This is a genomic window from Microbacterium sp. BK668 (genome assembly GCF_004362195.1).
Classification (GTDB): domain Bacteria; phylum Actinomycetota; class Actinomycetes; order Actinomycetales; family Microbacteriaceae; genus Microbacterium.
On record NZ_SNWG01000001.1, the window covers coordinates 249,372 to 274,562 of the forward strand.

22 protein-coding genes and 1 tRNA gene are annotated in these 25,191 nt (G+C 70.0%); 6 read left to right on the forward strand and 17 right to left on the reverse strand.

Annotated features, from left to right (window positions below):
- The first annotated feature begins 8 nt into the window (after positions 1 to 8).
- A complete protein-coding gene (locus EV279_RS01120; RefSeq protein ID WP_166644408.1) occupies positions 9 to 2,183 on the forward strand; it encodes an alpha/beta hydrolase-fold protein in 2,175 nt (724 codons plus the stop codon).
- A 122-nt stretch (positions 2,184 to 2,305) separates the two neighbouring features.
- Here EV279_RS01120 and EV279_RS01125 read toward each other — a convergent pair whose 3' ends face one another.
- Both EV279_RS01125 and EV279_RS01130 read right to left on the reverse strand, forming a co-directional pair.
- A complete protein-coding gene (locus EV279_RS01125) occupies positions 2,306 to 2,959 on the reverse strand; it encodes a response regulator transcription factor (protein ID WP_133541110.1) in 654 nt (217 codons plus the stop codon).
- Complete coding sequence (locus EV279_RS01130) at positions 2,947 to 4,656, reverse strand: histidine kinase (protein WP_133541111.1); 1,710 nt, start codon at positions 4,654 to 4,656, stop codon at positions 2,947 to 2,949. Before EV279_RS01130 ends, EV279_RS01125 begins: the two co-directional genes overlap by 13 nt.
- A 165-nt stretch (positions 4,657 to 4,821) precedes the next feature.
- Here EV279_RS01130 and EV279_RS01135 point away from each other — a divergent pair, with 165 nt between their 5' ends.
- Positions 4,822 to 6,225 carry a hypothetical protein gene (locus tag EV279_RS01135; protein ID WP_133541112.1) on the forward strand — a complete coding sequence of 468 codons (1,404 nt, stop codon included), beginning with the start codon at positions 4,822 to 4,824 and terminating at the stop codon, positions 6,223 to 6,225.
- On the forward strand, positions 6,222 to 7,325 hold the full coding sequence (locus EV279_RS01140; RefSeq protein WP_133541113.1) for a hypothetical protein: 1,104 nt from the start codon (positions 6,222 to 6,224) through the stop codon (positions 7,323 to 7,325). Before EV279_RS01135 ends, EV279_RS01140 begins: the two co-directional genes overlap by 4 nt.
- Here the strand turns inward: EV279_RS01140 and EV279_RS01145 are convergent.
- From EV279_RS01145 to EV279_RS01180, 8 genes are all read right to left on the reverse strand, one after another.
- Positions 7,243 to 8,724 carry an ATP-binding protein gene (locus EV279_RS01145; RefSeq protein ID WP_133541114.1) on the reverse strand — a complete coding sequence of 494 codons (1,482 nt, stop codon included), beginning with the start codon at positions 8,722 to 8,724 and terminating at the stop codon, positions 7,243 to 7,245. The genes EV279_RS01140 and EV279_RS01145 overlap by 83 nt on opposite strands.
- Before the next feature lie 90 nt (positions 8,725 to 8,814).
- On the reverse strand, positions 8,815 to 9,768 hold the full coding sequence (locus EV279_RS01150; protein WP_243728391.1) for a phosphotransferase: 954 nt from the start codon (positions 9,766 to 9,768) through the stop codon (positions 8,815 to 8,817).
- A 184-nt stretch (positions 9,769 to 9,952) separates the two neighbouring features.
- Complete coding sequence (locus EV279_RS01155) at positions 9,953 to 10,567, reverse strand: DUF1349 domain-containing protein (RefSeq protein ID WP_133541115.1); 615 nt, start codon at positions 10,565 to 10,567, stop codon at positions 9,953 to 9,955.
- 124 nt (positions 10,568 to 10,691) lie between these two features.
- The gene (locus EV279_RS01160) at positions 10,692 to 12,488 is read right to left on the reverse strand and encodes a glycoside hydrolase family 13 protein (RefSeq protein ID WP_208109445.1); all 1,797 of its coding nucleotides are present in this window, start codon (positions 12,486 to 12,488) and stop codon (positions 10,692 to 10,694) included.
- Between the two features lie 38 nt (positions 12,489 to 12,526).
- On the reverse strand, positions 12,527 to 13,393 hold the full coding sequence (locus tag EV279_RS01165) for an ABC transporter permease subunit (RefSeq protein WP_133541117.1): 867 nt from the start codon (positions 13,391 to 13,393) through the stop codon (positions 12,527 to 12,529).
- A 2-nt stretch (positions 13,394 to 13,395) separates the two neighbouring features.
- On the reverse strand, positions 13,396 to 14,976 hold the full coding sequence (locus tag EV279_RS01170; protein ID WP_133541118.1) for an ABC transporter permease subunit: 1,581 nt from the start codon (positions 14,974 to 14,976) through the stop codon (positions 13,396 to 13,398).
- A gap of 9 nt (positions 14,977 to 14,985) precedes the next feature.
- Positions 14,986 to 16,272 carry an extracellular solute-binding protein gene (locus EV279_RS01175; RefSeq protein WP_133541119.1) on the reverse strand — a complete coding sequence of 429 codons (1,287 nt, stop codon included), beginning with the start codon at positions 16,270 to 16,272 and terminating at the stop codon, positions 14,986 to 14,988.
- 37 nt (positions 16,273 to 16,309) lie between these two features.
- Positions 16,310 to 17,677, reverse strand: a complete 1,368-nt coding sequence (locus tag EV279_RS01180) for an alpha/beta hydrolase-fold protein (RefSeq protein ID WP_133541120.1) — start codon at positions 17,675 to 17,677, stop codon at positions 16,310 to 16,312.
- Positions 17,678 to 17,743: 66 nt separating this feature from the next.
- Here EV279_RS01180 and EV279_RS01185 point away from each other — a divergent pair, with 66 nt between their 5' ends.
- On the forward strand, positions 17,744 to 18,739 hold the full coding sequence (locus EV279_RS01185; protein WP_208109446.1) for a LacI family DNA-binding transcriptional regulator: 996 nt from the start codon (positions 17,744 to 17,746) through the stop codon (positions 18,737 to 18,739).
- Between the two features lie 52 nt (positions 18,740 to 18,791).
- Here EV279_RS01185 and EV279_RS01190 read toward each other — a convergent pair whose 3' ends face one another.
- The 4 genes from EV279_RS01190 to EV279_RS01205 form a co-directional block, all read right to left on the reverse strand.
- Complete coding sequence (locus EV279_RS01190) at positions 18,792 to 19,655, reverse strand: SDR family NAD(P)-dependent oxidoreductase (protein WP_133541122.1); 864 nt, start codon at positions 19,653 to 19,655, stop codon at positions 18,792 to 18,794.
- A complete protein-coding gene (locus tag EV279_RS01195) occupies positions 19,652 to 20,080 on the reverse strand; it encodes a DUF6069 family protein (protein WP_133541123.1) in 429 nt (142 codons plus the stop codon). The genes EV279_RS01190 and EV279_RS01195 overlap by 4 nt, the downstream gene beginning before the upstream one ends.
- 65 nt (positions 20,081 to 20,145) lie before the next feature.
- Complete coding sequence (locus EV279_RS01200) at positions 20,146 to 20,547, reverse strand: MarR family transcriptional regulator (RefSeq protein ID WP_133541124.1); 402 nt, start codon at positions 20,545 to 20,547, stop codon at positions 20,146 to 20,148.
- A 181-nt stretch (positions 20,548 to 20,728) separates the two neighbouring features.
- A tRNA-Ser gene (locus EV279_RS01205) sits at positions 20,729 to 20,819 on the reverse strand.
- A gap of 170 nt (positions 20,820 to 20,989) precedes the next feature.
- Here EV279_RS01205 and EV279_RS01210 point away from each other — a divergent pair.
- Positions 20,990 to 21,943, forward strand: a complete 954-nt coding sequence (locus EV279_RS01210) for an L-lactate dehydrogenase (protein ID WP_133541125.1) — start codon at positions 20,990 to 20,992, stop codon at positions 21,941 to 21,943.
- Between the two features lie 46 nt (positions 21,944 to 21,989).
- On the opposite strand, the gene EV279_RS01215 is transcribed toward EV279_RS01210, so the two are convergent.
- On the reverse strand, positions 21,990 to 22,439 hold the full coding sequence (locus EV279_RS01215) for an SRPBCC domain-containing protein (protein WP_133541126.1): 450 nt from the start codon (positions 22,437 to 22,439) through the stop codon (positions 21,990 to 21,992).
- 59 nt (positions 22,440 to 22,498) lie between these two features.
- Here EV279_RS01215 and radA point away from each other — a divergent pair, with 59 nt between their 5' ends.
- Positions 22,499 to 23,863 carry a DNA repair protein RadA gene (radA, locus tag EV279_RS01220; RefSeq protein ID WP_133541127.1) on the forward strand — a complete coding sequence of 455 codons (1,365 nt, stop codon included), beginning with the start codon at positions 22,499 to 22,501 and terminating at the stop codon, positions 23,861 to 23,863.
- Between the two features lie 18 nt (positions 23,864 to 23,881).
- On the opposite strand, the gene EV279_RS01225 is transcribed toward radA, so the two are convergent.
- Positions 23,882 to 24,289, reverse strand: a complete 408-nt coding sequence (locus EV279_RS01225; protein WP_133541128.1) for a dehydrogenase — start codon at positions 24,287 to 24,289, stop codon at positions 23,882 to 23,884.
- A 179-nt stretch (positions 24,290 to 24,468) separates the two neighbouring features.
- Positions 24,469 to 25,185, reverse strand: coding sequence for a GntR family transcriptional regulator (locus EV279_RS01230; protein WP_133541129.1), 717 nt, complete (start codon positions 25,183 to 25,185; stop codon positions 24,469 to 24,471).
- Positions 25,186 to 25,191: the final 6 nt, after the last annotated feature.

The following is a 25,191-nucleotide window of genomic DNA, read 5'->3' on the forward strand; positions in this document are numbered from 1 at the left end:
TGGTGGCGATGACCACCGCTGCGGCGTTGGGCGTATCCACCCTCCTCGCGGCGCAGCCGGCCGCGGCCGCCGAGGACCCGTGGGTCGCCGAGGTCGACAACGTCGTCCCGGACGTCTACCGTTTCTCCGTCCCCGACTCGGCGATCCAGCCGGCGACGGGCATCAACGGGAGCGTCGTGGCGGTGGAGGGCAACTTCGCCCCCGGCAAGACGTGGACCACGCTCAACATGGGTTCGAGCAATACGCCGAACGGCCGAGTCTGGTCGACGACTCTCGGACCTCTCGAGCCCGGCCTGTACTACTACCAGTACTCCGCTCGTCCGGCCTGGAACCAGGATGCGATCGCCTTCCGCAACCCGGCGAGTCCGCAGGAGGTGACCTCGAAGCCGACCTGGAACACCCTGTTCGTCGACGGTCCGGGCGCCGAGTGGCTCGCCGACGTGCCCGACGGAGGGGCGCTGACGGATCTCACGTACCGGAGCTCCGTCACCGGCGGAGAGCGCTCGGCGCTCGTATGGACGCCCCCGGGCTATGACGAGAACCGCGCTGAACCCTACCCCGTGCTCTACCTCCTGCAGGACGAGGGCCAGAGCTATCGCGAATGGGTGGAGCTCGGGCGACTGAAGCAGATCCTCGACAACCTGACAGTCGACGGCGACGCCGAGCCGATGGTCGTCGTCATGGGTGACGGCCAGTCGGATGAGATCCGCGGTGAGGTGGTCAAGAACCTGCTGCCGGCCGCGGAAGGGTCGTTCAACATCTCGAGCGACGGCGACGATCGCGCCATCGCCGGCATCGGGCGAGGGGCTTCGCAGGCTCTTCAGCTCCAGGTGAACGCGACGGGAGAGTTCGCGAATGTCGGCTCGTTCTCAGGCCGGCTCGAGCAGAACATCGGCAAGGGCAAGGCGCGGCAGATCAACAACGCGACCGACCTCATCCGTCTTTACGTCGGCAACGTCACCGATCCGCGATACAACGCGACCGTGAGCCTCGCCGACAAGCTCGCGAAGGCCGGCGTCGAGTTCCAGTCGGACGGCTCCGACCCGGAGACGGGGGGCACGTGGGACACGTGGCAGAAGAATCTGCACGACTTCGCGCAGCGTGTGTTCCAGGAGCCGGGCGACACAGGACCGAGCGAGGGCCACCTCGCGCTCGAGCCGCACGCGCTTCCGGCGCCCGGCACGACCCCGACGCCGTGGATCGATGAGAACGGCGTCGTGACGTTCGAGACCGGCACCGAGTTCGCCGGCGCGAACAACGTCACGGTGTGGGGCAACTTCGGCCCCGCCGGGAGCTGGCCGCGCACGCCGATGACCAAGCAGCCGGACGGGCGCTGGCGCCTCACGATGCCGGTCGAGGCGGGTTCGTACTACTACAAGTTCGTCGTCGAGGGCTCGGACCGCAAGGACACCGCCAACCCGACGACCGTGCTCTCGGAGCCCAACTGGAGCACGTTCCAGGTTCCCGGCGGCGAGACGCTCCGTGGCGAGTACACGACGCCGGTCGCACCCGAGGCGCGGGGCCACGTCCAGGTCATGGACTACACCAGCAGCGCGAGCGGCAACCCCACTCGCTCGGCGTACGTGTGGACGCCCCCGGACTACGACCCCGAGCGCGCCGAGGCCTATCCGGTGCTGTACCTCCAGCACGGTGGCGGACAGACGTGGACGGACTGGATCCAGGTCGGCTTCGCCGCCCAGATCCTCGACAATTACTACGCCAAGGGGAACATCGTCCCGATGGTGGTCGTGATGGCCAACGGCAACGGCGTGAACTTCCCCAACGAGATCACGCAGCGCATCACGGTGGCCGCCCAGGCGCAGTACAACGTCAGCGGCGACCCCGCGGATCGTGCCCTTGCGGGCCTGTCCATGGGATCGCAGGCGGCACTGAGCACCATGTACACGTTCCCCGGCCAGTTCGCCTACATCGGTGCGATGTCTGCATTCACCAATCCTCCGGCGAGTGCCGATGTGACGGCGATCAACGACGGCACGGAGCTCCTGCGCATCTACTCGGGTGACATCCAGGACTTCACCTACCAGCAGACGCTGGGCCTGGTCACTGCGCTGAACAACCGGGGGATCGAGCACGAGTTCGCGCCGATCATCCCCGGTCCGCACAGCTGGGACGTCTGGCAGAAGGCGTTGATCGACTTCCTGCCGCGGTTGTTCGAGGGGTGACGCCCCAGCCGGCATCCCGGTCGAGATGACGACACCGTGGGGGCGAGGGCAGCGCTCTCGCCCTCACGGGCCGTCGGCAGGGCCGGACATCGCCTCCCGTTCCGCGGTCGAGTTCGCCGCGGTCACTGCCTCGTCTCCCGCAGGTAGAGGAGCGCGGCCAGCACGCGGCGATGCGAATGGGTACTCGCGGTGAGCCCGAGCTTGTCGAAGACGTTGGCGACGTGCGATTCGACCGTCCGCTCGCTGATGAAAAGCCTGGCTCCGATCCCTTCGTTGGTGAGCCCCTCGGCGACGCAGGCCAGCACATCCCGCTCGCGCGGGGTGAGAGCATCCAACGCCCCATCGGGCCGCGGCCGATGCATGAGCCGCGCGACGATGGTCGGGTCGACCACCGTCTCGCCCTCAGACAGGCGTCGCAGGGCGTCCGTGAGGACCGCCAGCTCGTTCACACGCTCCTTGAGCAGATACCCCGTGCGCTCGGGATAGTCGGTCAGCATCCGCATCGCGTACGCCGGCTCGAGGTATTGCGAGAGGATCAGAACGGCCGTGCCCGGATAGTCGCGACGGATCTCACGGGCGGCCACGATCCCCTCGTCGCGGTAGGTCGGCGGCATGCGGATGTCCACGATCGCGACATCGGGCCGATACTCGGCCACGAGTCGGAGCAGGGCCGCACCATCGGATGCCGCTCCCACGACGTCCAAGCCGGCGTCGGCGAGCAGGAACGCGAGGCCCTCCCTCGTGATGAGCGTGTCATCGGCGATCACGGCGCGCATGGGACCACCGCCGTGACCGTGTCGCCATGCCTGTCGACTCGGCCGCCGAGGACGCCGATCTCGTCGAGGATCGCGGCGGGAGGCGACTCGCGAGCGCCCGACAGCACCACCCGTGCATCGCCGCCGATCGAGACGTCGACCGTGAGCGGCGCACCGCCGTCGCTCGCGGCTCGCACCAGTCGGTAGAGCGCGTGTTCGACCGGCATGGGAGCCCGCTCGCCGGCAACGGTGACCGACAGGGGCCGCGTGCTCGCAAGTTCGCGCAGGGCTTCGCTCAGGCCGACGCCGTCCAGCAGTGCGGGATAGACGCCGTGCGCGAGCTCTCGCGCGCGGCCGTGGGCGCGGGTCAGCGCTCGTTCCAGGCGATCCGCCTCGGGTGACGGGCCCTTGTCCGCGCGAAGTCGCGCGAGTTCGAAGAGCGCCGCCACGAGACCCGCCTGCACGCCGTCGTGCAGTCCTCTCTCGATGGCGTGCCGCTCCGTCGAGGATCGGTCGACGATCGCCCGTCGGGTCGCCTCGAGTTGATGGCTGCGGTGAGCCATCTCGGCGAACCACCGCTCGTTGTCGATCGCGAGGCTAGCGCTCTCGCCGATCGACCGGACGGCGACGGCGGCCTCGTCCGCTCGGCGGCTCGTGGCGATCATCGCGAGCGGTCGACCACGGCGCGACAGCCGGATGCGGGTTGCACCGTGGGGCGCGTCGGCGAAGGCCCCCTGTTCGTCGACGAACCGTCCGGCCTCCGGGATCCAGAATCCAAGCGACAGGGACGGATCGTCGAGGATCGCCGCAAGGCGAGCACGAAGCCCTCCAGGCTCGGCCTCGTGCCCGATCCGGCGCGTCAGCTCGCGGACCGCCCGCAGCCGTCTCGCGAGCGCCGCCCCCGCGACCAGGGCGGTCGCCCCCAGCGCGACGTAGGCCAGCAGACGCACCAGGTCCCAGGCCAGCAGAGCATCCGAGCGGGCGAGTACGGCGACCCCCCGGATCGTCTCGGCGAGCAGCGTCGCGGTCGCGGCCCCGAGGACTGCCGGGCCGAACCACGCGTCGGCCGCAGGTGCGCCTGTACGCGCGCGTGCCCACAGCAGAGCCCCCGCCAGCGCGGATGAGGCGGCGAGTGCGGCGAGATACCACCCCGAGAGAGCCGCCGACGTCGCGGGCGAGGGAACGGCGATCCAGCTGTCGAGCCCGCAGTCGTACCTGCAGGCGAGATCGTAGAGCGGAACCCTCACCAGCGCGATTGCGGCCGCGAGCACACCGATGGCCACCGCAACGCCGATGGACGCGCGGCGGAGCCACCCCACCCAGAGCGCTTCCTGCTCCGCCGCACCGGAGGCAGGCGCCGAGTTCCGCGGGGGCAGCGTGAGCACGACCACGGCCACGGGCGCCGCGAGACCGATCGCGGTGAGGACCGTGCGGGCGACGGGTGGTGTGAGCGGCGCGTTCCGGAGGATCTCGGCCTGCAGCGCGAGCGCGGATGCGGAAAGGGCGATGACCTGAGCCGGCCGGATTCCGGTGACGGCGAGGACAGCGGATGCTGCGATCAGCATCGCACCCGCCATGACGTGGGCGGCGAACAGCACCTCGCTCGCCGTCGACGACGCGCGTGGCTCGGACGTGGCGCCGAGCCATCCCGCCACGAGCATGGCGGCGATCGCGAAGAGGATCGCGATCGCACCCCATATGCGCGCCTGGCGCCGCATGGTCTGATTCTGGAAGCGCGGGCGGACGCCGTCAACGCTTCCGGACGATGACCCGTGCCAGCACGGAGACACCGCGGAGAACCGGGTGCGGGCACGGTGGGTCGAGGATCTGCCTCCCCATAGCGTCGGTTCATCGGACACAATCGATCCTGTAAGGAGCCGACGATGGCCATCCGGACACTCCCCGCGATCGCCGCCTTGACGGCGATCGCGCTCGGCAGCGCCGCGTGCACGGCGAACCCCACGGCGGAGGCGGCGGCCGAGGCGGTCACCCTCACCATCGGAACGGACGACAGCCCCGGCGTGCCCGCCGCCGACCAGATCACCGCACTGGCGGCCGAAGCGGCGAAGTCGGGAGACGTCGTGCTCGAGCCGGTGTGGCACGCCGCCGGCGACACCGCCGACTGGGACCAGGCGATCGCCCGGATGGTCGTGGACAGCGAGCTCGACCTGGCGGTGGTCCCGTCGCGGGCGTGGGCGAGCCTGGGCGTGACCAGCCTCGACCCGCTCACCACCCCTTTCCTGATCCAGAGCGATGAGGCGCTGGATGCCGTGCTCAGCGACGATGCGGTGATGACGCCGATGCTTCAGGGCCTGGATGAGCTGGGGCTGGTGGGGATTGCGGCGATGCCCGAAGGGCTGCGGCGACCGTTCGGCTATCACGGCCCGCTGGTGGATCCCAAGGATTATGCGGGCGGAACCGTCCGCTCAGCCACCGCCGAGGTGAACCGAGCGCTCTACGAAGCGCTCGGGGCCGGCGCGGTGACCGACGAGCACCCCGACTTCGAGAAGCACCTCGGCACCGACTCCTCCTACTTGCTGGATCCGTACGGCACCGCGACGGGGAACGTCGTCTTCTACCCGAAGGTCAATGTGCTCGTCGCGAACGCCGATGCGTGGGCGTCTCTCGACGAGCGGGCCCGGCAGGCGATCACCGAGGCCGCGGGCGCGACCCGGGAGTGGGTGCGCGAGAACCAGCCCACAGACGCCGACGCCGCGAACGCGTGGTGCGCGGGCGGCGGCTCGATCGTGGCGGCCACCGCGGACCAGGTCGCCTCCTTCCGGGCGGCCGCTCAGCCGGTCGTCGACGCGATCGCCGCGAATGGCGGCAACGCCGACATCATCGCGGCGATCTCCGAGGTCGTCGCCGGCGTTTCCGCGCCGGACCCCGTTACGGGGTGCGAGACGACGACGGCCGGCCCAGGGTCGGACACCTCCATCGCCGGCACCTACCGCTGGGAGGTAACCGCGGAGGTGCTCGAAGCCGCGGGCGTGTCAGCCGACCAGTGGTGCCCCGAAGTCTGCGGCATCTACACGCAGACCCTCGTGGCCGACGGCACGTGGACCCACCGGTGGGAGGATCCGGACGGAAAGGGCGAGTCCGTGTCTGCACACGGCACGTGGTCGTTCGACGGAGAGAACCTGATCAAGGAGGAGAGCGGGTATCAGGCTCTCTCCATGGTCGTGCGGCCTGACGCCGCCGGCAACCTCACGGTCACGCCGTTCGGCGACTTCCCCGAGATCGACGTGCTGGCGATCACAGCCACCCCCTGGATCAAGGTGCAGTGAGCAGGGCGCGCGCGGGGATGAGGGTCGCCGGCACGCCGGCGATCCTCATCTGCGCGCTCGCACTCCTGGTCGGCTGCGACTTCGCAGCCGACTACAGCGGGACGAAGGGCGGGTCGGGCGCGCTGGCCAACGTGCACGGCTTCGCGGTCCCCGAGGGGCGGAGCAGCCCGACGGGTCGTCTGGCGCAGGCTGTCGCCCTCGATCCCCGCGGACCGGAGGCCGGCATCGTGCTGGAACCGGCATGGGACGACGGAACTCCCGACCCTTACCGCGAGGCCGACCTGGCGGAAGCTGTTGCACAAGGTGCGTCCTCGTTCGGCCTCATCCCCGCCCGCGCTTTCGATCGCTGGCCCGAGGCCTCGCTGCCCGCGCTGTCGGCGCCGTTCCAGCTTCACTCCATGGAGCAGGCTGCGGCCGTTGCGCGCAGCGGGGCCGTGGCCGACTACCTGTCCCGGCTCGAGTCGGTCGGTCTCGTCGGGATCGCCGCGATCCCCGAAGAGATCCGGCATCCGGCATCCCTCTCCCCCCTGCGGCATCCGGACCAGTTCCGTGCATTGCGCTTCCGGACCGCTCAGGCGGACGCTCTGTTCGAGGCCGATCTCCTCGGCGCGCTGGGAGCGACGCCGGTCGCGGACGCGCCGCCGAGTGGGATCGCTTCAGGCGAGGTTGACGCCGCCGAGACGAGCCTCGGGTGGCTTCCGACCCTCGCCGGCAACCTGACCATCACGGGCGACATCGATCTCTGGGTGAAATTCGACGTGCTGGTCGCCGATTCCGAGGCGTGGGAGGCCCTGAGCGATGCACAGCGGGAGGCGCTGAGAGCCGTCGCTGAAGACCTCGCTCTGTCGCCCATCGACCGGGATGACGCCGCCACTCGCGCGTGCGCCCTCGGCTACCGGGTCGCCGTCACGAGCGCGGCGGCCCGCGACGCGTTCGCGGAGCGAGTGTCGCCCGCTGTTCGAGGGCTCCTCGCCGATCCGGCGCATGCTCCGGTCGTGGAGGCGATGCGGGATGCTGTCAGCGCGCACCCTGCTCGGGAGTACGAGCCCCCGGAGCTCTGCCGTCCGCGGACGGGCGACGCGGCACGACCCGACCACTGAACCGCGGCAGCCGGATCGACACCCAGGTGCCGCCCTCGACAGGCGACGTCACCTCGATCCGAGCACCGATCTCGCTTGCGCGCTCGATCATGCCGCGCAGGCCCGTCCCCCGTCGTTCGTCTGCCCCGCCGCGGCCGTCGTCTACGACGTCGAGGGTCCATGCGCCCCTTCGACGACGTCCGCCGATCCGGATCGTGGTCGCACCGGAATGCTTGACGGCGTTGGTCATCGCTTCCGCGCACATCCGGAGTACCGGTTCGACCCACGCGAGCGGGAGGCGAGGCAGATCGCCGACCCGGACGGGGATGGGGCTCTGCGATGCAAGCCGGAGGATGCCGTCGGCCAGGCTGGGGTCGCCGGCTGCCGACAGGTCGGCCCGGAGCGCGGCGAGCTCGTCCGCAGACTCGGCGACTCGCTGCCGGATCCGCTCGGAAGCGGGTGAGGGCGGCAGTGCCGCGAGCGCGGCATCCACTTCCGAATAGAGAGGATCGAGTTCCTCGCTGAGGAGGTCAAGGATGCGCGCACGCTCCTCGGTGTCGGCTGCCGCGAGCCTGTCCAGCGACTCGGCGAGCGCGCGCAGCCGCCCGTCCGCCTCCCGCTGGAGCCGGGCATTCGTTGCAGCGAGGCGGTCTGCGGTGGCGAGGGCGTGGATGATCGCAGGATCATCGACATCCCCCAGCGCATCGCGCAGCGCCTGCGCCGCCTCCGCGGCGGGCGAACGGCGCCGGATCTCGATGATCAGGTCGGCCGGATCCGACACGTCGGGGCGCAGCGTCGACAGCGCCAGGATGAAGGCGATCGCTGCGATCGCCGCGTCGTAGACGAGAAGACCCGCATAGACGCCGGTCGGCCCCGGGACGATGCTTCCCAGCACCTGGTATCCGGCGACGCCGATGCCGAAAGCGAGCGCGACCGCAAGCGGGGCCGACCCGGAGCGTCGAGTGCGCATGCGGAGGAGGGCCACGACGATGAGGGCCGCGGCGAGGGCGAGAGAAACGTCGGGCCGGCCCCCGAAGCTCGGGATCAGGTTGACCGCGTACCCGGCTACGACCGCGACCACCGCGAACCATGGCGCGACGGCGATCAGCGGCAAGGCGATCACGAGGTGGGCGATCGCGCCGCGGTGCCAGAGGCTCGCGACCGGGAGGGCGCTCCCCAGGAACCACAGACATCCGATGAGGAGCGCGTAAATCGTCAACACGCGCGACGACCGGGACGACAGTCCGGCCGCGGCGAAGAACAGCAACCCCACCAGGAAGTCGGGGAACCAGGACACATACGACGACGCGGACGGACTGGCGAGCGCGGCCGGGATGCCGACGGCAACGCCGAGGACCGGGATGCCGACGCTGATCGCGGTCGTCGTCGACCGATCAGCGACCCATGCGCGTGCGATCACGCGGGCATCCTGCCACTCGGCTGGACGAGGTGGAAGAGCCGAAGTCGGGCGGCTGCGGAACAGCTGTCGATGGCGAGCCCGGGCAACGGCTCACAGGTCCGCGGCGTCGAGGATGCGGGCCAGCGTCGTTCGCCCCAACGCCGACATCGCGGGATTCGTGTCCCGGTAGTACCAGACCACACCCATGGCTTGCTCGAATGCCCATGCCGCGCCGCGCCGCCACTCGAGTTCGTCGCTGCCCACCAGATCGCGCAACACCGCTCTGGCGGGCGCATCGAAGAGGTGCCACGCGACGATCAGGTCGAGCGCCGGGTCCGCACGACCGAACCCGCCGCCATCGAGCACGCCCACAAGCCGGTTCCTCCGCACGAGGAGATTGAACGGAGTGAGGTCGCCGTGACACAGAACGGATTCCGCCGGCGGCGGGAGAACGCGGAACTGCTGCCACCGTTCCGCCGCGCGGTCACGCTCGAGCAGGCCCTCGCTCCGGCGGAGGCACTCCTGCACCCACGCGTCGTGGGAGCTGAGATCCCCGCCGCGACCGGAACCGTTCACGCGGAATCCGGAAGGATCCGTTCCACGCATACGGAGAATCAGCTCCGCCACGTCCTCCGCGACCGCGGTGGCGTCGGCCACGCCCGTCGGAGTCGCCGTCGTACCGGCGGCCCAGCTCTGCAGCATCCACGGCATGGGGAAGCCATGTCCCGGATCCCCGATGCCAACCGGCACCGGACTGGGAAGACGTGAGACGGCGTGGAACGAGCGCAGACCGTCGGCTTCCCTCGTCAGCCACGAAGCCGCATGCTCCGGATCCTGGCGCCGCAGCGGGAACTTCGCCGCCAGCGCGGTGCCCACGCGAAAGAGCTTGCTCACGGTCGCAGGCGATCCCGATACGGGTCGCACCTCCAGCTGCCGATACTCCGGGAACTGCTCAGCGATCAGGCGTCGTACCGAGTCGATCTCGATGTCGACCTGATCATCATGAAGCCTCACCATGCGAGAGTAGAGCCGCCGTGAGTCGCCTTGGGGCGTTGCCCCGATCACTCCCGATGTCAACGTGAGTTCCTGCAGCGCAGAGTCTCTTCACTCCTCGTCAACGGGTCCTCTGACGAATAGGAAACCCCCGCTGAGCAGGGGCTTCCCTGGCGGTGACGGTGGGATTTGAAACCATACTCCCCAGGTTGGTAGATGCGAGGCTGACCGGGTTACGCTGACTCGGTCGTCCGGCTCAGGATCCGTCGCGGAGGTCGGCGAGGGTCTCGGATGCGAAGTCGATGTCGCGGAAGGACACGCGGCAGCCGGAGCCGAGGGGACTCTGCGCTTCGAAGCCGACTGCCACAGGTTCGCCCTCGAGCACGAACGCGCGCACGAACCTCCACCGCGCACCGTCGACGGACGCGTGGAACGCGAAGACCTCCCCCACGCGAGCCACGCGCAGCCAGACGGATGCCTCGTCCAGTGCGAAGCCGTTCGCATCGTCCGACACGTCCCGCGTGACCACCGAGACGACCATCGGCTCGCCGCCCGGCGCGTATTCCAGGCAGAGTTTCGCCCAGCGGGAGTGGTCGATCCACACGACGAGGGCGCCAGCGTCGAACGTGGAACGGAAGTCGACGTCGACGCGCGCGCTCAGCTGGAAGTCTCCCTCAGGCGGAGTCCCGGTGAGGGTGACGGCGTTCAGCTGGGTTCCCGCGCCGACGCTGTCCGAATCGCTCGGCTCCACGAAGAGGTCGCTGTGCGGCTTCGCCGCCACCTCCACGACGTTCGCCGCGATCCGCCACTCCCACTCCTCCGAGCCGTGGAGAGCGAAGGGCAGGGAGGGGAGCGAGTAGGTCTGGGTCATCTGCGGTTCCTTCGTGTGGAGGCGTCGCTTCATCGAGTCATCGTCGCGTCGGGCTTGGTGACACTGAACACCGAGTCGCGGTCGCGGCCCAGCATGCGAGTGCGGATGCCGCCGGCGGCACCGTCTACTGGCCGGCCGGACGCGTGACACCGGGGAGCCGCCACGCGACGAAAGCCGGACCCGTCACCGTGGCGCTGACCTCCCCGTCCGCAACAGATAGCGCGGCCTCGCCGTGGACGAGCGCGGCGTCTTCCGCCCGGAAGAGGCCCAGCGCCTCGCACGGGATGGCCACTCGCTGTGTGCCGCCCCGCGCCGCGACGCACCACATGGTCTCGTCGAGGTGCTCGCGCACGTAGCTGATCGCGTCGTCGCTCGCATGCACCCAGCGCAGTCCGCCTTCGCGGAGAGCGGTGCTCCCCCGTCGCAGGGCGATCAGGGCCCGGTAGCGCGCGAAGGTGTCGGCGTCGCGGGACTCGGGCCGGTCCCACGGCATCGGGCGCCGCGAGTCCTCTCCGTCCACCCCTTCGCCGCCCCACTCGTCTCCCATGAACATCATCGGGACTCCGGGGAAGGTGAACAGGATGCCGGCCGCGACGCCCGCACAGTCGCCGAGCACGGTGCGGACCCTCGCGGTGTCGTGCGATCCGATCAGTGACCATGATGCGGTCATCTCGCGCCACGGGGTCGCCGCGATGAAGGCCGTGACCGTGGCCACCGCCGACTCGCCGGACGACCGTGGAACGTCGGCGGGCAGGCCGAGGAAGTTCGAGCGGTAGCCCGGGTAGCGCAGCCACGACCACAGCGGGCGGAGGAATCCCGCGTAGTTCATCGCGCCGTGCCAGCCTCCGGCGCGCAGATCGGCGCTGGCGTCATGGCAGTGCTCGGCGACGAGGTAGGCGTCGCTGCGCTCCTCGACCATCGCGGTGCGTAGTCGATGCGCGACCTCCCGGTTCGCGTCCACCTCTCCTTGCCGGCCGGTCATGTTAGCGACGTCGATGCGCCACCCGTCCAACTCGAACGGCGGGGCAAGCCATCGCCGCGCGACCGAGTCGGGGCCGTCGATCAGGCGATCGAAGAACTCGTCGCTCGGGCGGAACTTCGGCAGGGTGGCAAGGGCGTACCAGCCGACGTAGGTGCCATCCGGCTGCATGAAGTACAGGTCGCGCTCCGCGGCATCCACATCCGCCCGTGCCGCGAGGAACCACTCGTGCTCCCAGCCGGAGTGGTTGGTGGTGAGGTCGCCCATCACCCGCAATCCCCGGGCGTGGGCCGCGGAGGTGAGTCGCGAGAGAGCATCGTCGCCTCCGAGCAGCGGGTCGACCTCGGAGAAGGTCGTCGAGTCGTAGCGATGCGAGGACCCCGCGGGGAAGAACGGGGTGAGGTAGATCACGTCCACCCCGAGGTCTTCGAGGTAGTCGAGCTTGCCGCCGACCCCGTCGAGGTCGCCTCCGTATACCTGGTAGGCGACATCCGGGCGGCGCTGCTCGACCGGGTCATCCCACCCGCTCGCGACAGCCCACGACGGGAGCTCGCGCTCGGAGGCGGCATCCGAGCGGGCGAAGCGGTCGGGGAAGATCTGGTACACGACGGCGCTCGTCACCCACTCGGGGGCAGGGTCGCTGACCAGCAGGGTGAAGTCCTGATCGTCCGGCACGTCGTGCGCGACCAGCCCGCCACCGGTGAACCACGAGTATCCCTCGTCGGCGCTGAGCAGCCAGCGGTACCGCATGACGGGGTTGTGCACGGTGACGCGGGCGCGGTACCACCACCATCCCGCGTGCTCGCCAACGCGTTCGGCCGCGTCGTACCAGGGTTCGGCGTCGGGCGCGGATCGCACCCAGACGGCCGGTGGGGCCTCGGCGTCGGTGACGCGCAGCCAGAGCGTCACGCGTTCGCCCAGCCGGGGGGAGCGGGTCGACACGTAGAGAGAAGATCCGTCGTGGTGTGCGTGCATGGTCATCATCCCTTCACAGCGCCGGCGGTGAGACCGCCGACGATGAACCGCTGGAGCCCGTAGAAGATCGCGACCGTGGGGATCGCCGTCAGCAGGGTCCCCGCGCAGAACAGGCCGAAGTTGTTGTCGCGCTGGGAGGCGACGAGACCGTACAGCCCCACCGCGAGGGTCTTCGACGGCGACTGCGTGAGGAAGATGTTCGCGAGCAGGAACTCGTTCATGATCGTGATGAACGACAGCAGCCCCACCACAGCGAGGACGGGTGCGACCAGCGGCAGCAGGATGCGGAAGAACGTCTGCGCGTGGCTGGCCCCGTCGATCGTGGCGGCTTCGTCGAGACTCGACGGGACGGTGTCGAAGAACCCCTTCATCAGCCAGGTGTTCACGCCGAGCGCCCCGCCGAGATACAGCAGCATCAGCCCCCAGCCGGAGTTGAACCCGAGCGGCGGGTACAGCTCGGTCACCCTCGCGAAGATCAGGTAGATCGTCACCACGGCGAGAAACTGCGGGAACATCTGCACGAGCAGGAGGAACATCAGCCCTGGACGTCGGCCGCGGAACCGGAAGCGCGAGAACGCGTAGGCGGCGAGGGCGGAGACGAACACCGCGCCGAACGACGAGAACGTGGCGATGAGGATCGAGTTGGCGAACCAGCGGGGGAAGTCCGTCTCGGTGAGCAGCCGTTGGAAGTTGGTCGCGGAGATCTCGTCGGGGATGAGCTTCGCCGACGAGAGCGTGCCCTGCGGGTTGAGCGCGGCCGAGACGACGAAGACGACGGGGAAGAGCGAAACGATGACGGCGGCGATCGCGACCAGGTAGCGCCATCCCACTTCGGGGAACCACAGTGTCGTGAAGCGGCGGAAGGGGGACATGGTCAGCCTCCTCGGTTGATCTCTTCGAGCGCGGCCGTGCGGCGGAATCCGATGAGGGAGATGACCGCGACGATGAGGAAGATGAAGACGGATACCGCCGCCGCGAGACCGTAGTCGGCGCCGGCTGACCCGAATGCGAGTCGGTACGTGTAGGAGATGAGCAGGTCCGTGGCGCCCGCCTGCGGGGAGTCCGGCGGGAACGGCCCGCCTTCGGTGGTGAGGGCGATGGCGTTGTAGTTGTTGAAGTTGAACGCGAAGCTCGCGATGAGGAGCGGCGCCACGGCGACGAGCAGCAGCGGGAACATCACGTGCCGGAAGTTCTGGAATCGCCCCGCCCCATCGAGGGTCGCCGCTTCGCTCAGCTCGGCGGGGATCGCCTGCAGCGCGCCGGTGCACACCAGGAACATGTAGGGGTACGCCAGCCAGACCTGGATGAGCACGACGGCGATGCGGGCGGTGGTCGGGTCGCCGAACCAGTTGACGTCGATCCCCAGGAGGGTGTTGATCAGGCCGAAGTCACGGTTGAAGATGTCTCGCCAGAGCAGCATCATCGCGAACGCGGGCATCGCGTACGGGAGGACGATCAAGGCCCGGAAGGTCTTGAGCCCGCGGACGCGCGGCGAGTTGAGCGCGAGCGCCATCACGAGTCCGAGCCCGAAGGTGACCCCGACGACCGCCGTGGCGAAGACGAGGTTCCAGACCAGGATGCTGAGGAAGTTCGCACGGATGATGGGGTCGGTGAGCACTCGTGCGAAGTTGCTGAGTCCGACCGGGACCTGCCAGCCCTGCGCGAGCCGATCGCCCTCCTCGTTGACGAAGGCACCGCGCGTCTCGTCCGCGGAGTAGACGTCGCCGTCGACCGAGGTCACGCAGTCGCAGTCCGGGTCATAGGAGAGGGTCGCGACGCCTTCGAAGGCTTGCGAGAATCCCTGGGCAGCGATGCCGCCGTTCTCGGTAGGAACGATGAGGGCTTGCACGTCGGCGCTCCGCGCGGAGGCTTCCGCGACGGTGAGGGTGGTGTAGCCGGGTGCCGTGATCCCTCCGGTGGCGCTTACCTCGGCGTCGATGGGTTCGAGGCCGTCGACGGTGCCGAGCAGCACCTCGCCGGTCGACGGATCCTGGAGGAGGAAGACGACATCACCGCCAGGGTCATCGGCCGGCACGGCGACGGCCAGTCGATAAGCCGGCGCTCCCTCGACCTGGCGCACGGAGCTCGTCTGGATGGCGGTGATCGCCTGCTCTTTCGTGCCGCGGTGCGCGTCGCCGTAGTTGGTGAACGCGATGAAGATCGTGAAGATCACCGGGATCACCTGGAACGCGATCAGCAGGAGCGTTCCGGGGACGAGGTACTTCGCCGGGATGAGTCCTGGGATGAGGTAGATGGCGTAGATGGCCAGGGTCACGGCGACGAGGATCGCGACGAGACCCCACGATCCTTCGGCGATGAGGGGGACGGTGAGGGCGACGGCGAGGGCGGTGACGAGGGCGAGCACGCCGATCTTGGCGACGAGGCCCGCGGTGCTCCGTGCCGAGAGGGCGACTCTCGGCACGGAGCGACGGGGCCCGGAGGCGACTGCGGTCATCGGATGGTCCTATCCGATCGCGGTGCGGATCGCCTCTGCCGCTGCCGACAGCGTGCTGGCGACGTCCGCGCCGCCGACGATCGCGGCTTCGGCCTTTCCGAGCGGGTCCCACACGGCAGCCATCTGCGGGATGGACGGCAGGGGCTGTCCGCCTGCGCCGGCCTCGGCGAATGCGGCGAGGTCGGGGTCGTCGGCCGCGACCGCTTCACGTGCGGCGAGCAGCGCCGGCGGGCGAGGCTCCGCCTCGTAGAGGGCGATCTGGGTGGACTCCAGCGATCCGAACGCGGTCGCGAACTCCTGAGCGAGGGCCTGGTTCTCGTCCTGCGCGGCGACATAGAAGACCTGAACGCCCACGAACGGCCGGGCGGGGCCCGCACCCTCCCAGCCGGGGATGGGCGAGATGGCGTAGTCGATTCCCGCATTGCGGATGTCGGTGAGAGCCCACGGACCCGAGATCAGGAACGGGGATGCGCCGGAGGTGAACGTCGCGATCGCGTTCTCCGGGCCGATCGAGCGTTTGAAGACGTTCTGGCCGGTCTCCGCCATGCCCTGCACCCGGGTCATCGCGTCGTTCGTCTCCGCGGAGTCGACGATGACGTTATCGGGATCCCAGTCGCCGTCGGCTGTGGTGCCGAAGATGCCGCCCCCGGTCGATGTCACGAGCGGGTTCATGTGGTAGACCTCGCCGTTCTGGCCGACGGGCAGGATCGCCGCCTCGGTCGCGACGCCCTCGGCGATGGCCGCCTGGCCGACGGCGACCATCTCCTCGACGGTGGCGGGCGCGTCGGGCGCCTTGGACACGTCGCGGAAGAGGGCGAGGTTCTCGACCGCGTACGGCACCCCGTAGGGCTGCCCGTCGAAGGTGACCGCCTCCACCGCGACCGGATCGAACGCGTCGGGATCGGCGAGGTTCACCGGGGCGATGACGCCGTTCTGCACCAGGTTGCCGATCCAGTCGTGTGCGCCGATCACGACGTCCGGAGCTGTGCCGGCCTGGCTCGCGGTGACGAAGTTCGTCTGCAGATCCTCGGAGATCTCCTCGAACGTGACCGACACCCCGTTCTCCTCGCCCCACGCGGCGGCGAGGTCGCCGAGGGCGGCGACGCGCTTGGCGTCGGCCCAGACGGTCAGTTCGGACGTGGCCGCGCCTCCGCCGTCGGCGTCGCCGGTCGACTCGGCCGAGCCACCGGCCGAACAGGCGGCGAGCGCGACGGCGAGCGCGACGGCCGCCGCGCCGACGCCGAGTCGGCGGCGGATCAGGGGTGAGCGGGTGAGATGTCTAGCTGTTCGGGACATCGGCGTTCCTTTTCGTTGCGTGCTGGATGGGGAGAGGTCACAGCGGGTCGGGGCTCGGCATCCACCGGTGAACGGTGATGTCGACCGTGTCGTCCGCGAGGAGGCGGAGGGGCCACCGTTCCGGGTTGCCGTTGCTGTCGGCGGGTGTGAAGGAGTCGGAATGTCGAGTGAGGCTTCCGTCGAATGCGAGGCCGACCGGCAGGTGGAAGACGCCGCCGAAGGTGTTCTGGCTGAGTCGTTCGAGCGGCAGCCACGAGTAGGTGAGCGCGTCTTCGCCGTCGAGTCCCTCGCCGTGCACGGTGACCTGCAGCCGCGCGACGTGCGGGGAGGGGGTGACCTCGACCGCTCCGCGGAGGTCCCCGATCGAGGTCGAGATGGCGGCCGCGAACTGGCCTGGCTCCCGCACGAGGACGTCGCCGAGGCGGCCGGCCGTGGCGGTGTGATCGTCGAACACCTGGACGGGCAGGAGCGTGTTGCGCTGCATCCCGTTCTCGTGCGTGACGAGCGGAGCGACCGGCATCCGGCGCTGACCCACGGGGATCTCGTGCGGGAGGTCGAGGCCTGCCTCGACGATCGGCGCCGGGGGTGCGAAGAGGTGGAGGAGCACGCTCGGAAGTCGTTCTGCCCAGCACTCTTCGTTGTGGGTCCCGCCGCGGTGGAGCCTCCAGGCGAGGTTCTCGCCGTCGCGGTAGCCGAGGTCGAGGAGGTGATCGCGCAGGTCGGTGATCTGCGCCACGGTGAGCGTCGCCTCCGTGTCGCCGACATCGAGCCAGATCCGTCGCGGACCGGCCTGGGGGAACGACGCCCACACCCGGTGCTCGCTTCCCCGATGGGGATCGATGTGCGCCAGGTATGGGGACAGGATGCCGGCGAGGCCGAACACCTCGGGATGCCGGAACGAGAGGTGGTACGAGACGAGTCCGCCGAGTGAGGAGCCGATCACCGCAGTGTGTGCCGCATCCCGGGTCAGCGGGTAGCGCTCGCGCAGCTCAGGGATGATCTCGTCGATCACAAGCTCCTCGTAGCGCTCGCCCTCGGCGGGCGCTCCCGGCTGGCGTGGGAACGGCACGACGTGGGAGTACTCCACCGCACGCTCCGGTCCCGCGTTGTCGATCCCGACCGCGACGACCGGCGGGATGAGCCGCGCTTCGACGAGGCTCGCGATCGTCTCGGCTGCACGCCACGACGCACCCTCCGTCGCGAACACTCGCTGGCCGTCCTGGAACACGACGAGCGGGAGCGTGACGGACGCGTCGAGGGGCGAAGGGTGAAACACGCGAACAGTTCGTTTCCCTCGCGACGTGGCGATCTCGAGCACATCCAGCGCCCAGCGGTCTGCCCACTCGTGGCCTTTCATGGCCTGCTCTGGCGCCACGTCGATGCGGTGGGTGCTTCCGGACTGCATGGCACCCACGGTAGAGTTGCCCGAAACGCTGGGCAACAAATCTGCAACATGTTTCTGGGAGGCGAATTGGCTACCTCGGTCAGACAGCTCGCGCGGGATCTGAATGTCAGCCCGGCCACCGTCAGTCGCGTCCTCAACGATCGGCCCGGCGTCTCCCCCGAGCTGCGACAGCGCATCCTGGACGCGATCCGCGCCGACGGCTACCCCACGGCACCTCAGCCGGGCCGGTCGACGCCGTTCGTCGGCATCATCGTGCCCGAGCTCGAGAACCCCGCGTTCGCCTCCCTGGCCTTCGCGATCGAGACTCAACTGGCGCGGTACGGCGTCACCGCGATGATCGGCAGCTCGACCCTCGTCGGATACGCGGAGGAGAACTACGTCGAGACCCTCCTCAGACACGGCGTGCACGGTCTCGTGCTCGCATCCGGCTCCCACGCCAACCCAGAGGCCGATCACAGCCTCTACCGCGAGCTCTCACGCCGCCGCGTCGCGATGGTGCTCATCAACGGCAGCGTCCCGGGCCTGCCGATCCCCTCGATCAGCACAGACGAGCGGCTCGGCGCTGTGCTCGCCGTGCGCCACCTCGCCGATCTCGGGCACGAGGTCATCGGGCTGGCCGGAGGCGAGGGCTTCTACCGGCCCTCGGTGCACCGGCTCGCCGGGTTCCGCGCTGAGATCGCGCGGCTGGGCCTGAACGGTCACGTCGCCGAGACCCACTACACGATGGAAGGAGGGCGCGAAGCAGCAGAGGAGCTGCTCGCAGCGGGGGTGACCGGGATCGTAGCCGGAAGCGACGTGATGGCGCTCGGCGCGCTCCGCGTCGCGCACGAGTCCGGGCTCGGCGTCCCCCGCGACCTGAGTGTCATCGGCTACGACGACACCGTCCTCTGCACGATCGCCACGCCGACGCTCACCAGCGTCCGCCAGCCCTTCGACTGGATCAGCGCGGCAGTCGCACGGGCCATGAGCGCACAGCTCTCCGGCGGCCGCCCCGTCGCACGGGAAATGAAAGCCGAGCCGCTGCTGGTGGCACGCGCCTCCACGGGCCCGCGCCGACGATGACCGCCCAGACGACGTGAATGATCGGCCTCAGGATGCCTTCGCCGAGCGGCGCTCAGCGAGGCGTGAGGGCCTTGTCGGCGAGGATGAGGCTGGCGCGGAGCAGGTCCGCTTGCCTTTGATCGTCCGCGATGAACGCGGGTGTCGGGAAGCGCCCGTCGCGATCGAAGAACGCGGTGTCGCCCGGCTGGAGTGCGGGATCGGCGAAGATGTCCGCGAGTTGACGCCCGACGTCTTCCGGACGGCGCGTTCGGCGGGCGTAGAACGGCTTCATGATCGCGCGGATCAGATCAGGCACCTCACGGCGGATGCTGGTGTCGACCGCTCCCGGTCCGTAGCCGATCGCGATGATGCCGTACCGGGCGGCCGCCTGGGCCGTGAGCAGATCGTTGGCGAGCTGCGCTTGGCCGTGGCTCGTCATCCCGGTACGCGCCTCGACAGCGACGAGGTCGTGGAACTCCATCCGCGCGAACTTCGGCACCTCGCGGCCCGACGCGGCGATCGTGATCACCCGGCCCTCGAGGCGGAGCGCGCCGCGCTCGGCCAGGGTCTCGAGAATGACGAAACGGGAGAGGTAGCCGACGGCGAAGTCGAGCTCGATGCCCTCTTCGGTGTGCGCGGTGCGGGTGATCAGAATGCCGACGGCGTTCAGCAGCAGGTCGATATGGCCGAGTTCGTCGGCCAGCCGCTCCCCGACGTCTCGCGCGGTACGCATGAGGCTGAGATCGGCGCTGATCGCGCGCAGGCTGCCGGGCCCCGGCAGCGCGGCGGCGCGCGCCACGATGGCGTCGGCCTTGGTCGCGGAACGGCCGACGATCGTGACCTCCGCGCCGCGGGCGCGGAGCTCGAGCGCGGTGGCCGCACCGATGCCGTCGGTGCCGCCGGTCACGACTGCGGATCGTCCGGTCAGGGTGTTCATGAGCGTGCCTCCTCAGGCGTGCGGGTGAGTGCCGCCACGAGCGTGACGGCCGGGATCAGGTGAAGCGGGATCAATGCGAGGGCTGCGGCCGGCGAGCTGCCGGGGAAGCTGCCCGAGCTGTCCACGGCGAGAGCGACGGGTGCGACGAGGCTGACGAGTGCGACGCCGAGCGCGATCACGGTGAACCATGGCGCAGCATGCGCCGTGACTCGGATGAGGACCGCGAAGAACAGGGTTCCGGCGAGCATGGTCCCCACGGTGACGGTCGCCACCGGGCCGGGTTGCAGGGCGACGAACTCTCCGGCGTCCAGCACGGCGGCCGCGACCGCGGCGATCGCGACGTTGAGCACGGTGGCGATCCCCACCGCAACGAGCGCTCTCGTCCAGGGCACGCTGGTGCGAGTGGCGGGAGTGGAACGGGTCATCGGTTCTCCTAACGAGTGTTTAGTTCTAAACATTTGTATGTCCGAAGTTTCGGCGGCATCGCTGCTCACGGCCGCGCGAGGCGCATGATCAGCCGCATGAGGGTATCGAGCTCGCCGCGGTCCAACGCGGCGAACTGTCGGTCCATGAACTCGTCATGCGCGGGCATGACTCGTTCTAGAAGCGCCCGACCCGAGTCGGTCAAGGACAGCTCATCGGAAGCCTTGACCCGGGCCCGCTCCACCAGCCCCGCCTGCTCGAGCCGCTTGACGAGTTGGCTCACGTTCCCCTTCGTCACCCCGAACGCCTCGACGAGCTGCCACTGGGCCACCCCCGGCCGACGCCCCACCTGCACGAGAAGCTGGTACTGCGCCGGCGTGAGCCCGAACTCGCGCAGCTCCGCCGCACCCTCTTGGGCGACGGCGTGGATGAAGCGCAGCATCGCTGCGTAGGTCGCCTGGGATCGCACGACGATAGTTTAGCACTAAACATCCGACTTAGGCCGCGAAGTGGCCGCCAGTCCGCGGAATTCCGCACCTCGAGGGCGGCGGGTGCGCCCGCAGCTGGCCGCAAACAAGCCGGCGTTCTTGTCGAGTCTTGTCAAACGGCGGCCGGGCAAACAGAAAACCCCTGATCAACAGGGGTTTTCATGGCGGTGACGGTGGGATTTGAACCCACGGTAGGGGGTTACCCTACACAACTTTTCGAGAGTTGCACCTTCGGCCGCTCGGACACGTCACCGCCGAAGAGTTTACGTCACGCCGCGCGGCAAGGCGAATCGGCGCCAGCCCGCCCTCCGCGCGGACCGGCGAAGGGGGCGGGACGCGGCATCCGTGTCCTCTCTCTCCAGGCCGAGAGGGGTGACACCCTCCGGCTGGCACGCCGCCCAGCGCCACTGCCAGACTGACGGCATGAGCGTGATCGAGAACTCGAAGGTGACCGTCGTCGGCGCGGGGAGCGTCGGCTCGAGCGCGGCGTATGCCGCGCTCATCCGCGGGTCGGCCCGGCACGTCGCGCTCTACGACATCGCCACCGAAAAGGTCGAGGCCGAGGTGCTCGACCTCGCGCACGGCACGCAGTTCACCGGATCGAGCGACATCGTCGGCGGAAGCGACCTGTCGGTCGTCGAGGGCTCGCACGTCGTCGTCATCACGGCGGGCGCCAAGCAGAAGCCCGGTCAGACGCGCATCGAGCTGGCGGGAGTGAATGCGGGCATCATCCGCTCGATGATGCCCCAGCTCCTCGAGGCCGCACCCAACGCCGTGTACGTCATCGTCACCAACCCCTGCGACGTGCTGACGGTGCTCGCGCAGGAGGCGACCGGCCTTCCCCCCGAGCGCATCTTCGCCTCCGGCACCGTGCTCGACACCTCGCGCCTGCGCTGGCTGCTCGCGCGACGCGCGGGGGTGTCGACGAGCAGCGTGCACGCCTACATCGTCGGCGAGCACGGTGACACCGAGTTCCCGATGTGGTCGGCAGCGACGATCGGCACGGTGCCGATCCTCGAGTGGAAGAACCACGGGCATCCTCCGATGACGGTGGACGAGCTGGACGCGATCGCCGTGGACGTCCGGGATGCCGCGTACAAGGTCATCCAGGGCAAGGGCGCGACGAACTACGCGATCGGACTGTCGACCGCGCGGATCATCGAGGCGATCCTGAACGACGAGCACGCGGTCATGCCGGTCTCGACGGTGCTGAGCGATTTCCACGGCGTCGACGGGGTCGCCCTGTCGGTGCCGTCGATCGTGAGCGCGTCGGGAGCGGCGCCCATCCGCGAGACGCGGTTCTCGCCCAGCGAGCTGGGACTGCTTCGCCGCTCGGCGGACGCGCTGCGCGACGTCGCCCGGTCGCTCCGGGACTGACCGCGACTCCGGCCGCCGACGCGCGGCGACGGCTGCGCTGCCGCTCTCAGCCGAGCACGCGCGCGAGGTTGGCGAGCGAGGACGCGAGACCGACCGCGTGGTCGTGCGGGTCGATGCCGGACGGCACATCCGTCGCCTCGACCGTGACGAGCGTGCCGTCGGGGCCGGGCTCGAAGGTCCAGGTCATCGTCATGGTGCCGGCGTATGCCGGGTCGGCCGAGGGGAAGTCGACGACCTCGACGATCCGCCGCGGCCGGGTCGTCTCGACGCGCGCGACGTCGACGACGTCCGCGTCGGCCGACGCCTTTCCGCCGCATTCGGGCGGCGTCTCGTACGTCAGCACGAGGCGATAGCCGCCGTCCGCGTCGAACCGCTCGAAGCGGCCGGTCATGCCGTCGGGCGGCAGCCACGCGAGCAGTCGCTCCGCGTCGGTGAAGGCGTCGAACACCTCATCGGGCGTCCCGCGGACGAGCCGCGACGCGGAATCCACCCGCATGCCGCTCACGATACGCCGAGCCGCGGACGGATGTCGCCGCCCCCGGTTAGCCTGAACGCATGGCGACCCGACGGCCGACGACCGCGCCCTACCGGTGCACCGAGTGCGGATGGACGGCGGTCAAATGGGTCGGTCGCTGCGGCGAGTGCCAGCAGTGGGGGACGGTCGTCGAGGCCGCCGAGCAGACGGGGATCGTGCGATCGGTCGCCCCCCTCTCGCCGCCTGCCGACCGAGCGGCGCGCCCCATCACGCACCTGACGACGAGCGAGGCGTCGCGCCGCACCACGGGCGTCGGAGAGTTCGACCGCGTGCTCGGGGGCGGCCTGGTGCCGGGCGCTGCCATACTGCTGTCCGGCGAGCCGGGCGTCGGCAAGTCGACGCTGCTCCTCGAGGTGGCGGCCCAATCCGCGCGGGCGGGCCGGCGGGTGCTGTATGCCTCGGCCGAGGAGTCGACGGCGCAGGTGCGCCTCCGCGCCGAGCGGACCGCGGCCCTTCACGACGAGCTCTACCTCGCGAGCGAGACCGACCTGGCCACGATCCTCGGCCACGTCGACGACGTGCAGCCCGAGCTGCTCATCGTCGACTCCGTGCAGACGGTCTCGTCGGCGCTGTCCGACGGCACGGCCGGGCACCCGTCGCAGGTGCGGGAAGTGGCATCCACCCTCATCCGCATCGCGAAGGAGCGCGACCTGCCGGTCGTGATCGTCGGTCACGTGACGAAGGACGGCTCGATCGCCGGCCCCCGCATCCTCGAGCACCTGGTCGACGTCGTCTGCCACTTCGAGGGCGACCGGCAGACGTCGCTGCGCTTCGTCCGCGCGCTCAAGAACCGCTTCGGTCCGACCGACGAGGTGGGATGCTTCGACATGACCGGCGCCGGCATCGCCGAGGTCGCCGACCCCAGCGCCCTGTTCCTCGGGCACGGCGCTCCGGTCGCCGGCACGTGCGTCACGATCGCGCTCGAGGGGCGTCGCGCCCTCCCCGTCGAAGTGCAGGCGCTGACCATCAAGAACAGCGGCCCGAACCCCCGCCGCATCGTGAGCGGGGTCGATGCGGCGCGCGTCGCGATGGTGCTGGCCGTGCTCGAACGGCGGGCGGGAGTCGTGGTGTCCGACCAGGACGTCTACGTCTCCACCGTCGGCGGAGTGCGGCTCGTCGAGCCCGCGGCCGACCTGGCGATCGCGGTCGCGGTCGCCGGGGCCGTGCGCGACAAGGCCCTGCCGAAGGGCACGGCCGCGATCGGCGAGCTCAGTCTCGCGGGCGAGATCCGCCCCGTGACGCAGGGCGGGCAGCGGCGGGCTGAGGCCGCGCGGCTCGGGTACCGGACGGTGGTGGATGCCTCGTCCCAGTCGCTGGCGAAGGCCCTGCGCGACCTCGCGACGCGCGGCGTGCCGAGCGGCGACGAGGGCCTGCCCGACTTCTGAGTAGAGCCGGCGCCCGGATCAGGCGTCGAGGGCCTTGAGAACCTCGGACGGGGTCGCCTGCATGGGGTGCGGGCCGGCGATGTCGAAGAAGACGGTCGTGATGGACTCGCCATGGGCCCCGAGGAACGCCCGCAGCGCGGCGGGCGACTGCAGCGCGACGGCGGGCGGGAGGGCCGCCGGCTTGTGCTTCGCGTCGCTGAACAGCAGCAGCGCGATGTCGCCCGTGTTGGCGTCGCGATAGGTCCAGACCTCGCCCACGTCGAGCGGATTGTCGCGATCGCCGGGCGCCATGAGCGGCATGATCGTCGGACCGTGGCGCAGCGCGAAGGCGACGGCCGCGACATCCTGGGTCTGCAGAGCGTCGCTCAGCGCGGTGTTGCGGAACTCGTCGGGCCCCGGCTTCTTCGGGCGCTTCTTCCCGGCCATCCCTCCACCCTAGACGCGGCCGCCCGGTCGGCCGGCGCGGGCGGTTCGACCGGCTCAGGGACCGGCGGCGCTCCGGTCGTCGAGCGGGGCGAAGCGGAGACGAAACTCGCCCAGCGTCCCGGTCGTTGAGCGGAGCGAAGCGGAGACGAAACGCGCCCCGCGCTCGAGAGGGGACGGCGTCAGGCCAGGAACCCGCGGAGGAGGGCCTCCGACCCGGCGAGGTGTTCGAGGATCGCCGCCTCCGCGGCATCCGCTCGCCCGGCGAGGATCGCTGTCACGATGCGCTCATGCTGCTCGTTCGAGTGCTCGATGTTGCGCGGCAGGAGGGGGAACGTGTCGAGCCAGCCGTTCACGCGTGCGCGGTTGTCAGCCACCAGCGCGACGAGGGAGGGGATGCCCGCGACCTCCGCGATCGTGAGGTGCAGCAGGGTGTCGAGGCGGCGGTAGTCGCCTTCGCCTGCGGCAGCCGCCGCCTCGTGACGCGCCCAGAGCTCGTCGCGCGTCTCCGGAGGAAGCGTTCGTGAGGCCGCGGTGCGTGCCGCGCCCGCCTCGAGCACGCGCCGGAGGCCGAGCACGTCCTCGAGCTCGGCGACCGGCACGACGACGGGTTCCGACGGACGCGGAAGCGGGTCGGCGACGAACGTGCCGCCATAGCGTCCACGGCGTCGCACGAGGAAGCCCGTGTCGGCGAGCTCCCGGATGGCCTCGCGCACGGTGTCGCGGCTCACGGCGTAGAGCGCCGCGAGCTCCCGCTCGGGCGGCAGGGACTCCCCCGGCGCGACGACTCCGAGTCGGATCGTCTGCGCGATGCGGGCGACGGTGTCTTCGAGCGCATTGCCCTCGCGCACCGGCCGGTAGACGGCCCGTCGCACCTCCTGCAGGGGCGCCTCACCCATCGAAGC